Here is a 10,565-nt window from a genome sequence, read left to right as displayed (position 1 = left end):
CGCCCGATCCGGCCGCCGCGCGTAAAGACCCTCCCCCTCCGGCGGCTCCCACGCGATCACCGCGACCAGCACACGACCGGCCCGGCGCGCCTCGTCCACCCCCACCCGCAGCGCCGCAAGACTCGCCGGCGATCCGCTCACCCCCACGACGACCCGCGCTCCCACGGCCGACCCCCCCTCTCCCTCGCACCAGGCCAATACGGCGTACCGATTCCGAGTCTGTACGCTGATTGGCCTGGCCAGCAGGGCCAATCAGCGGGAGGTGGCATGGCAGACGTACGGGGTATCCACGATGTGGACCGGCGCCTGGGCAGCGGGCGGCTGGCCGCGCTCGTGACCGGTACGGCCGGCGAGCGCCCCGGCTACCGCGCGCTCGCCCACGGCGTCCGCACCCTTCTCCTGGACGGCCGCATCCCCCTGCGCACCCGCCTGCCCGCCGAGCGCGAGCTCGCCACGGCCCTGGGGGTCAGCCGGGCCACCGTCACCGCGGCGTACGACCTGCTGCGCGAGGGCGGCTTCGCCCGCAGCAGGCGCGGGGCGGGCACCTGGACCGAGCTGCCCGACGGGCGGCGTCCGTCCGGCGTGGCCGCGTTCCCCGTGGGGGACGGCATGCTCGACCTGGCGGTGGCGGCGCCCGGCGCGCCGGAGGCGGAGCTGGGCGAGGCGCTTGCCGCGGCCGCTGCCGCGCTGCCCCGGCACGCGTCGACTCCGGGCTACCACCCTTACGGTCTCCCGGAGTTGAGGCAGGCGGTGGCCGAGCGGTTCACGCGGCGCGGGCTGCCGACCATCCCCGACCAGATCCTGATCACCACCGGCGCCCAGCACGCGCTGTCCCTCACCCTGGCCCTGCTCGGCAGGCCCGGCGACCGCGTCCTGGTCGAGAACCCCTCGTACCCCAACGCCCTGGACGCGATCCGCCGAGCGGGGCTTCGCGCCACGCCGGTGCCGGTCACCGACACCGGCTGGGACACCGGCCTCGTGGAATCGACGCTCCGTCAGACGGCGCCCCGTATCGCGTACTTGGTTCCCGACTTCCAGAATCCCACCGGCAGTCTGATGCCGCGGGAGCAGCGGCTGCGCATCCTGGAGACCGCCCGCGCCACCGGCACCTGGCTCCTGATCGACGAGACGATCGCCGACATCGCGCTCGACGGTCCGCCGCCCGCGCCCTTCGCCTCGCTCGCGCCGCACGGCGTGGGTGAACAGGTCGTCACCGTGGGCTCGTTGAGCAAGACGCACTGGGGTGGGCTGCGGATCGGCTGGGTGCGGGCGGGGTCACGGCTGATCACGGAGCTGGCGATGGCGCGGGTGCCGTCCGACATGTCGACGCCGGTGATCGAGCAGCTCGTCGCGTTGCATCTGATCGCGGGCATGGACGAGGTGCTGCGCGAGCGGCTGCCGCGGCTGCGGGCGCGGCGGGACGCGCTTGCCGCGGCGCTGTCGCATCAACTTCCCGAGTGGCGCTGGACGTTGCCGCCGGGCGGGCTCTCGCTCTGGGTGGACCTGGGGCGCCCGATCGCCTCGGCGCTGGCCGAGGCGGCGCTGGATCATGGGGTGCGGATCGAGGGTGGGGCGCGGTTCGGGGCGGATCCCGGCACGCATGAGCACCGGCTGCGGATTCCGTACGCGTTGCCGCCCGAGCAGACGGAAGAGGCGGTCCAGCGCCTTGCCGCTGCGCTGGGCGGGGGCGATCTCACTGCCCCCTCCGCGTCGGGGACCCCTCGCCACTGGGTGGCCTGACCTCCCCTCGCCGTGCGGAACGCCTGCCCACAACGGAGCGGGCCGGCCGTTCGTAGGTCACGCTTCAGGGCTGGCGCCCCCCGCCCTGCTCCCCGAACAACTCCACCGCACCCCGCACCGCCGAAAGCCCCGTCGACAGTGCGCTCACCGAACCGATCGCGCCCGCGACAAGGAGCAGGGAGCGGCGCAGGCGAGGGATCTCGGGGGTGCCGCCGCCCGCCATCGCGGCCAGTGCCGCGAGCTCGTCCTCCGCGATGCCCCTGTCGGGGAACTCGGCCGGATGCGCGGCGAGTTCGCGGCGCAGCCGCGCCACCGCGGTACGCAGCTCCACCACGCGCGGATCCTCATCGCTGCCCGTCACTCGTCTCGGCCCCATGCTCTGCAACACAGCTCTCCCCCTCGCACGCCGTCGTGCGCGTGTTCTCGTGCAGTCCTTGCCGACCCCCGCACAGGCGTTGGTCGGACACCACGGGGGACGCGGGCCAGTAAACGCCACAGGAAGCGGGACACGCCACTTTCCGGCCGGAAGGTGCGGTATGCAAGAGCCATGACCGATACGACAGCCCCGACCGGCACGACCGGTGCGCCAAACATCACCGGGCTCCTCCTCGCGGCGGGCGGCGGGCGACGCCTCGGCGGCCGGCCGAAGGCCCTGCTCGACCACCGGGGCCGCCCCCTCGTGGAGCACGCGGTCCGTGTCCTGCGCGAGGGCGGCTGCACCCGCGTGCACGTGGTGCTTGGCGCCGACGCCGATGTCGTACGGGAAAAGGCCTCGCTCCCCGGCTGCGTCCTGGTCGACAACCCGGACTGGGCGGAGGGGATGGGTTCGTCGCTGCGGGCCGGTCTCGGCTCGCTGCGCGGCACCGGCGCGAGTGCCGCGCTCGTCTCGCTCGTCGACCAGCCGGGCATCGGCCCCGCGGCGATCGCCCGGGTGCACGCCGCCTACCGCTCGCCGGCGACCCTCGCGGCCGCCGCCTATGAAGGGGAGCGCGGCCACCCGGTGCTCTTCGGCGCCGACCACTGGGCGGGTATCGAGGGGAGCGCGACCGGCGATCGCGGGGCGCGCGCCTATCTGAAGGAACACGCCGGGGAAGTCGTGCTCGTCGAGTGCGGGGACGTGGCCCTGGCGTACGACATCGACACCCCCGCCGACCTGGTCCACCTGGAGTGACCGGCATGGCACTCAGCGACACGTTCTGTCGATGAAGAGAATCTCGACATCAACAGACGATTGAACTTCCACCATGAGGAAACTAGTATCCACTGTTCAGAAGCACCCGTTCCCTCAAGTGGGGCCCACGGCCGTATCTCGGCTCGGGTGGCACTGAGTGTCACTGCGATTGCCCGGCGGCCACCGCGGCACCACCTGTGAAGCTCGCTGAAGGAAGTGACAGCTCATGTCCGCACCAGCGCAGTCCCCGCTGGCCATCGTCGACGCGGAGCCTCTGCCGCGGCAGGAGGAGGTCCTGACCGACGCGGCCCTCGCCTTTGTGGCCGAGCTGCACCGGCTCTTCACGCCCCGCCGTGACGAGCTCCTCAGCCGCCGCTCCGAGCGCCGCGCCGAGATCGCCCGCACCTCCACGCTCGACTTCCTGCCGGAGACCGCGGCGATCCGCGCGGACGACTCCTGGAAGGTGGCCCCCGCTCCGGCCGCCCTGAACGACCGCCGCGTCGAGATCACCGGGCCGACCGACCGCAAGATGACCATCAACGCCCTGAACTCGGGCGCCAAGGTCTGGCTCGCCGACTTCGAGGACGCCTCGGCCCCCACCTGGGAGAACGTGGTCCTCGGCCAGGTCAACCTGTCCGACGCCTACGCCCGCCGCATCGACTTCACGGACGAGCGCAGCGGCAAGTCGTACGCCCTGAAGGACGCGGGCGAGCTCGCCACCGTCGTCATGCGGCCCCGCGGCTGGCACCTGGACGAGCGCCACCTGCAGTTCGAGGGCACCCCGGTCCCCGGCGCGCTCGTCGACTTCGGGCTCTACTTCTTCCACAACGCCAAGCGCCTCATCGAGCTCGGCAAGGGCCCGTACTTCTACCTCCCGAAGACGGAGTCGTACCTGGAGGCCCGCCTCTGGAACGACATCTTCGTCTTCGCGCAGGACTACGTCGGCATCCCGCAGGGCACGGTCCGCGCGACCGTCCTGATCGAGACGATCACCGCCGCGTACCAGATGGAGGAGATCCTCTACGAGCTGCGCGACCACGCATCCGGCCTGAACGCGGGCCGCTGGGACTACCTCTTCTCCATCGTCAAGAACTTCCGTGACGGCGGCTCGAAGTTCGTCCTGCCGGACCGCAACCTGGTCACGATGACCGCCCCCTTCATGCGGGCGTACACCGAACTCCTCGTCCGCACCTGCCACAAGCGCGGCGCGCACGCGATCGGCGGCATGGCCGCGTTCATCCCGTCCCGCAAGGACGCGGAGGTCAACAAGGTCGCCTTCGAGAAGGTCAAGAACGACAAGGACCGCGAGGCCGGCGACGGCTTCGACGGCTCCTGGGTCGCGCACCCGGACCTGGTCCCGATCGCGATGGCCTCGTTCGACGCCGTGCTCGGCGAGAAGCCGAACCAGAAGGACCGCCTCCGCGAGGACGTCAGCGTCGCCCCGGGCGACCTGATCGCCATCGACTCCCTCGACGCGCAGCCCACGTACGACGGCCTGGTCAACGCCGTCCAGGTCGGCATCCGCTACATCGAGGCCTGGCTGCGCGGCCTCGGCGCCGTCGCCATCTTCAACCTGATGGAGGACGCGGCCACCGCCGAGATCTCGCGCTCGCAGATCTGGCAGTGGATCAACGCGGGCGTCGTCTTCGAGAACGGCGAGACGGCCACCGCGGACCTGGCCCGCAAGGTCGCCGCGCAGGAACTGGCCGCGATCCGCGCCGAGATCGGCGACGAGGCCTTCACGGCCGGCAAGTGGCAGCAGGCCCACGACCTCCTCCTCCAGGTCTCCCTGGACGCGGACTACGCGGACTTCCTCACGCTCCCGGCGTACGAGCAGCTGCGCTGATCCAGCACCGAACATGACGTGGCCCCCCGGCACCGCACAGCGCCGGGGGGCCACGTCATGGGCGCCACGTCATGGGCGCCACGTCATGGGCGCCACGTCAGACGCGCCCCTCAGGGGCGCGGGGAACTGCGCGAACAGCCACATACGACCCGCAGATCCCGATTCACCCGAGGTGCGCGGACCAGTCCTGTTCCGCAGCAGGCTTCCCATGCAGGTCGGGAACCCTCTTCAACCAGGCCGGACGGCCGGCCTCCGTGCTGGCCGCGCGCCGCGCATCCGCATCCGCAAGCTCACCCCGGGAGGGGAAACCCCTCGGCAGCCACACCGCGGAGCACCTCGCGCGGGACAGCAGAAAACCGACGTACGCCTCCCGCACCTCCTCCGGAGACGCGAACCCCGGCTCATCGGCGAGCCACGCCTCGGGGACCAGCGCGACAACCTCCCGGAGCATCTCCTCAGTGACCAGCGGGGCGAGCACCGCATCGGCGGCCACCATGTCGGGCCCGTATCCCCCCAGCGCATGGTGCCGGAAGTCGTACACCCTGTCCGGCGCGGACGCACCCCACCGGTGATGAAACACCAGCGCCGCGCCGTGGTCGATCAGCCAGAGCCGCGGCTCGTGGATGCCGAACGTCGGCCAGATCATCAGGTTCGAGCTGTGCACCGTGCGGTCGACGTTCGCGGTGAGCGCGTCGAGCCACACCACCTTGCCCGCCTCCAGCGGGTCCACGTCCATCGCGTCCGGGGTGAAGTCCTCGGCACCCGGCAGCAGGTCCATGCCGAGGTTGAGACCCGCACTGGCCCGCAGCAGATCCTGGACCTCCTGGTGCGGCTCGTCCGCGGCGACCGCCGGGTCGAAGTGGACCAGGACGAGCTCGGGGAAGCGCAGGCCGAGGCGGCGGGCCAGTTCGCCGACGATGATCTCGGCGACCAGCGCCTTGCGGCCCTGCGCCGATCCGGTGAACTTCACGACGTACGTCCCGAGGTCGTCGGTCTCGACGACGCCGGGCACGGAGCCCCCGGTCCGCAGCGGGTTCACATAGCGGGTGGCAGTGACTTCTCTGAGCACTTGCCCAGGCTATACGGGACGCTCCTTCCGCCCCTTCGTCCGACCCTTCACGACGAAACGCGCACCGTCCGGATCAGTCAGGACGGCCTCTCCCAGGTCAATTGCCTCCCGCACCAGGCTGCCGCCATGAGCTCGCGCGGCCCGGACACACGCCGCTACGTCGGCCACCGTGAAGTGGATCTGCCAGCGGGGCCGCATCGCGGGATCTCGCGCGGAATCGACCGCGCCCGAATGGATGTGGGCCACGGTGTCGGCCCGGCTGCGCAGCACGACCTTTTCGTTTTCGTAGTGGACTTCGCAGGCTCCTTCCACCTCGGAGGCCCAGCCAAGGACCTGTGCGTAGAAGATGGCCGCGTCGAAGGCGTCCCTCGTGTGGAGCTCCACGAAGACAGGAGCCGCACGGCGCCAGTCCTCCCAGTCGGCCACCAGTTCGCCCTCCCAGACGCCGAAGACCGCTCCGTCGCGATCGGCCAGCAGGGCGGCCCGGCCCGGCGGGAACGAGATGGGCCCCACGGCGGTCGTCCCGCCACGCTCCTGGCTCCGGGCCACGGTCTCGTCCGCGTTGGCCACGGCGAAGAACGGAGTCCACGCGAAGGCCTTCTGCCCCATGGCCTCCACGGCGGACACGCCCGCCACCGGCACCCCGCCCACACTCGCGAACCTGTACTGGTCCCCCAGCTTGCCGCTGCGCCAGTCCCACCCCAGTACGGCGGTGTAGAACTTCTCCGCGGCCGACAGATCACGCGTGGTCAAGCTGACCCAGCAGGGTGCGCCGAACACCGCGCGACTGGACACGATCTGGCTTCTGGCTGCCCTACGGCTGCTCATCTCCGTACCCTCTGAACCTTCTGAGATCGATGCTCACGAGCGCCCCCCCCTTCCATCTTCCTACCTGCCTTCGCTCCTCGCGTCCTGCTGGGCTGCGGCGTTTCGGTCAGGAGCCGTCACGCCGGACGCAGCCACACCGTCGCCAGGGGCGGAAGGGTCACGCGCAGGCAGTCCGGGCGGCCGTGCGCCGTCTCGGGTTCGGACTTCAGTGGGCCCGGATTGCGGACGTCGCCTCCCCCGTAGCACGCCAGGTCGGTGTTGAGGGCCTCCCGCCAGACCATGGCCGCGTCCGGGACGCCGAGCGGGTAGGCGTGGCGGACCACCGGGGAGAAGTTGCACACGGCCAGCAGCGGTGTGCCGTCCGTGGCGAAGCGCAGGAACGCCAGCACGTTGTCCTCGGCCGCGTCCGCCGCGATCCAGGAGAATCCGGCAGGATCGGTGTCCCGCTCCCACAGAGCGGGGGCGGACCGGTACTCATGGTTGAGGTCCCGCACCAGCTGAAGTACACCCCTGTGGTCCGGTTCCGCCGGGTAGGCCGGATCCAGGAGCCACCAGTCCGGGCCGTGACTCTCCGCCCACTCGGCGCCCTGGGCGAACTCCTGCCCCATGAAGAGGAGTTGCTTGCCGGGGTGGGCCCACATGAAGCCGAGGTATGCGCGGTGGCTGGCGCGCTGCTGCCACCAGTCGCCCGGCATCTTCGACACCAACGACCCTTTGCCGTGCACGACTTCGTCGTGCGAGATCGGCAGGACGTAGTTCTCGCTGTACGCGTACACCATCGAGAACGTCATCTCGTTGTGGTGGTACTTGCGGTGCACAGGGTCACGCTTGATGTACTCCAGGGAATCGTGCATCCAGCCCATGTTCCACTTCATGCCGAAGCCGAGGCCCCCGAGACCGTCCCGGCCGGTGTCATGGGTGGCCCGCGTCACGCCGTCCCAGGCCGTCGACTCCTCGGCGATCGTGAACACTCCGGGGCAGCGCCGGTAGACCGTCGCGTTCATCTCCTGCAGGAACGCCACCGCGTCGAGATTTTCCCGGCCGCCCGACTCGTTGGGGGCCCACTGCCCGTCCTCGCGTGAATAGTCGAGATAGAGCATCGAGGCCACGGCGTCGGCGCGCAGGCCGTCGATGTGGAACTCCTCGCACCAGTAAGTGGCGTTGGCGACAAGGAAGTTGCGGACTTCCTTGCGGCCGTAGTCGAAGGTCAGGGTGCCCCAGTCGGGATGCTCGGCACGTCGGGGGTCCGCCGGCTCGTACAGATGCTCTCCGTCGAAGGCCGCCAACGCCCAGTCGTCCTTGGGGAAGTGGGCGGGGACCCAGTCCAGGATCACGCCGATGCCCGCCTGGTGCAGCGTGTCGACGAGATACTTGAAGTCGTCGGGCGTGCCGAGGCGGGCCGTCGGCGCGTAGAAGCCGGTCACCTGATAGCCCCAGGATCCGCTGAAGGGATACTCCGCGACCGGGAGCAGCTCCACGTGAGTGAAGCCCGCGTCCCTGACGTAGTCCGTCAGCTGGACCGCGAGCCGGCGGTAGGAAAGACCGGGCCGCCAGGACGCCAGATGGACCTCGTACGCCGAGAAGGGGGCCTGGCAGACGGGGCGGTCCGCGCGGTGCGCCATCCACTCGGCATCCGCCCACACGTGGGATGACTCCGCCACGACGGAGCCGGTCGCCGACGGCACCTCGGTGCGGCGGGCCATCGGATCCGCGCGCAGGGTGCGGGTGCCGTCGGGGCGGGTGATGTCGAACTTGTAGAGAGCCCCCTCGCCGATGCCGGGTACGAACAGCTCCCATACGCCGGTCGAGCCCAGCGAGCGCATGGGGTACGCGGCTCCGTCCCAGCGGCAGAAATCCCCGCAGACCCTGACCCCTCGCGCGTGGGGCGCCCACACCGTGAACCGGGTGCCCGGCACGCCCTGGTGCGTCATGACGTGCGCTCCCAGCGCCTTCCACAGTTCCTCGTGCCGGCCCTCGCCGATCAGGTGCAGATCGAGTTCGCCGAGTGCGGGAAGGAAGCGGTAGGGGTCCTCGTACGCGACGTCGCTTCCGTCGTACGTCACGCACAGCCGGTACTCGGGCATCGCGTCGAGCGGCAGGACACCGGAGAAGAAGCCGTCGCCCGCGTCGTTGAGCTCCACACGTCGCTCGCCGGTGAGGAGCGCCACCGCTCGGGCGTAAGGGCGCAGCACCACGAAGGCCGTGCCGCCAGGGTCCGCATGCGCGCCGAGCACGGCGTGCGGATCGTGATGAGTGCCCGACAGAAGGCGCTGTCTGTCCAGTGCGTCGACAGGAGCCTCGGGAAGGTGGCCGCGGTCCGTGGCGACGGGGCGAGCACGGGACTTCTCCGTGGTGTCCACGGCCTCAACTCCCCTCTGCCAGGCGGGCGATCGCCGCCATGGGGACGGGCAGCCAGTCAGGACGGTGCCTGGCCTCGTACAGCACTTCGTAGACCGCTCGGTCCGTCTCGTACGCACGCAGGAGTTCGGCTTCCGCACGCGGATCCCAGGGCGATTCCGCCGCATACCCCGCGCAGTAGGCCGCCCGGCATCGCGCCACCCACTGCCCGCGCCAAGGGCGCCTGCTGTGGGCCGCGTAGTCGAAGGAGCGGAGCATGCCCGCCACATCGCGTACGGGGGCCTGCGCGTGCCGGCGCTCGGTCAGCGGTCGAGCCGGCTCGCCCTCGAAGTCGATGACGAACCAGCGCTCGCCGGCCCGGAGCACCTGGCCGAGGTGCAGGTCGCCATGGATCCGCTGGGCCGCACGGCCAAGACCGCGCGCCGCGACGGCGCCGTAGGCCGCCTTGAGGCGCGACACGTACGGAACGAGTTCCGCCACCTGGTGGGCGGCGGTCTCAAGGCGGCCCGTCATCGCGGCGGCCAGCCGCCGACCGCCGTGCGGGTCCAGGGGCTCTGTCTCGAACGCCCGGGTCAGCGCCAGGTGTACCTCCGCGGTGGCCCGCCCCAGTTCGTACGCCTCGTCGCTGAAGTCCTCACCGGAGTCGAGGGATCGGAGCGCGAGCGTCCAGCCGTCCGTCGCCTCGCGCAGGAAGGGCTGGAGCACTCCGAGTGTCATCTTGCGCGGCTCGGTGGTCCAGAACCAGGCCACCGCCGCGGGCACGCGGACACAGCCTCCACGAGCCAGCGCCCGCGGCACTTCCAGGTCCGGGTTGATGCCGTACTGGACACGGCGGAACAGCTTCAGGATGAAGGAATCCCCGTACACCAGGGAGGTGTTGGACTGCTCTCCTTCCAGCATCCGGGGCGGTAGCCCCTCCGGTACCACGGTCCGCGCGTCTCGATCGAAGCGCAGGGGGCCCATGGCACCGGGCGTCCTCAGGCGTTCCAGGAGCAGCGTCGCCGACCACGGGTCCAGGAGGGCGTCGTACACAGTGAGTCCGGCCAGCGGGCCCGCGTCCGGTCGGCCGATGAACGCGTGCTGGAGTTGGAGCGGCAGGTGCTCACGGACTCCGAGGATCAGTTGGTAGCAGTCATCGGGCTGCCCGGCATGTCCCGTGCGGATCAGCAGGTGCAGGCACCCCGGGTGCAGTGCTGTCGTCGACAGAACTGCCAGGTCCGTCACGGGCCTGCCCTTGCCCGCGAACCACCTCTGCTTCGGCAGCCACTCGCGCAGGAGCCCGGCCAGCGAGGTCAGCAGTTGTGGAGGGCTGAGGCTGCTCGGTGACTGCGATGCCGTCTTCAGCATGCGACACGTCCCTTCAAAGGTGCACTGCGGGTGCGGCTGGAGGTCGTGGCTGGCAGGTCAGGCGGAACCAGTAGAAGCTGTGCCCCGCCAGTGTCAGGAGGTAGGGCAGTTCGCCGATGGCCGGGAAGCGCACCCCGCCGATGAGTTCGACCGGGTGGCGGCCGTTGAAGGACTGCAGATCGAGTTCGGTGGGCTGGGCGAAGCGG

At 70.8% G+C, this 10,565-nt stretch carries 10 protein-coding genes; 3 read left to right on the top strand and 7 right to left on the bottom strand.

Translation table 11 applies throughout. The features are described from left to right. Positions 1-165: universal stress protein (locus E2651_RS45685; RefSeq protein ID WP_135335363.1), on the bottom strand; the 165-nt coding region annotated here is incomplete at its 3' end. Between the two features lie 102 nt (positions 166-267). On the opposite strand from E2651_RS45685, the gene E2651_RS35415 reads away from it, so the two are divergent. Next, positions 268-1,740 carry a PLP-dependent aminotransferase family protein gene (locus E2651_RS35415; RefSeq protein WP_135335362.1) on the top strand — a complete coding sequence of 491 codons (1,473 nt, stop codon included), beginning with the start codon at positions 268-270 and terminating at the stop codon, positions 1,738-1,740. Positions 1,741-1,804: 64 nt separating this feature from the next. Here E2651_RS35415 and E2651_RS35410 read toward each other — a convergent pair whose 3' ends face one another. After that, complete coding sequence (locus E2651_RS35410) at positions 1,805-2,128, bottom strand: DUF5955 family protein (protein WP_135335361.1); 324 nt, start codon at positions 2,126-2,128, stop codon at positions 1,805-1,807. Between the two features lie 159 nt (positions 2,129-2,287). On the opposite strand from E2651_RS35410, the gene E2651_RS35405 reads away from it, so the two are divergent. Beyond that, positions 2,288-2,911 carry a nucleotidyltransferase family protein gene (locus E2651_RS35405; protein WP_135335360.1) on the top strand — a complete coding sequence of 208 codons (624 nt, stop codon included), beginning with the start codon at positions 2,288-2,290 and terminating at the stop codon, positions 2,909-2,911. 226 nt (positions 2,912-3,137) lie between these two features. Further along, a complete protein-coding gene (gene aceB, locus E2651_RS35400) occupies positions 3,138-4,757 on the top strand; it encodes a malate synthase A (RefSeq protein ID WP_135335359.1) in 1,620 nt (539 codons plus the stop codon). A gap of 163 nt (positions 4,758-4,920) precedes the next feature. Here aceB and E2651_RS35395 read toward each other — a convergent pair whose 3' ends face one another. From E2651_RS35395 to E2651_RS35380, 5 genes are all read right to left on the bottom strand, one after another. Then, a complete protein-coding gene (locus tag E2651_RS35395) occupies positions 4,921-5,826 on the bottom strand; it encodes a HipA family kinase (RefSeq protein WP_135335358.1) in 906 nt (301 codons plus the stop codon). A gap of 9 nt (positions 5,827-5,835) precedes the next feature. Further along, on the bottom strand, positions 5,836-6,654 hold the full coding sequence (locus E2651_RS35390; protein ID WP_135335357.1) for a VOC family protein: 819 nt from the start codon (positions 6,652-6,654) through the stop codon (positions 5,836-5,838). 116 nt (positions 6,655-6,770) lie between these two features. Beyond that, on the bottom strand, positions 6,771-8,936 hold the full coding sequence (glgB, locus tag E2651_RS35385) for a 1,4-alpha-glucan branching enzyme (protein WP_245239432.1): 2,166 nt from the start codon (positions 8,934-8,936) through the stop codon (positions 6,771-6,773). 82 nt (positions 8,937-9,018) lie between these two features. Further along, a complete protein-coding gene (locus tag E2651_RS45680; RefSeq protein WP_245239431.1) occupies positions 9,019-10,359 on the bottom strand; it encodes a maltokinase in 1,341 nt (446 codons plus the stop codon). A 13-nt stretch (positions 10,360-10,372) separates the two neighbouring features. Continuing rightward, a partial coding sequence (locus E2651_RS35380; RefSeq protein WP_209446326.1) for an alpha-glucosidase C-terminal domain-containing protein occupies positions 10,373-10,565 on the bottom strand: 193 nt, incomplete at its 5' end.

Source organism: Streptomyces sp. MZ04 (assembly GCF_004684775.1).
GTDB lineage: Bacteria > Actinomycetota > Actinomycetes > Streptomycetales > Streptomycetaceae > Streptomyces.
This window is presented reverse-complemented; position numbering and strand designations above follow the sequence as displayed.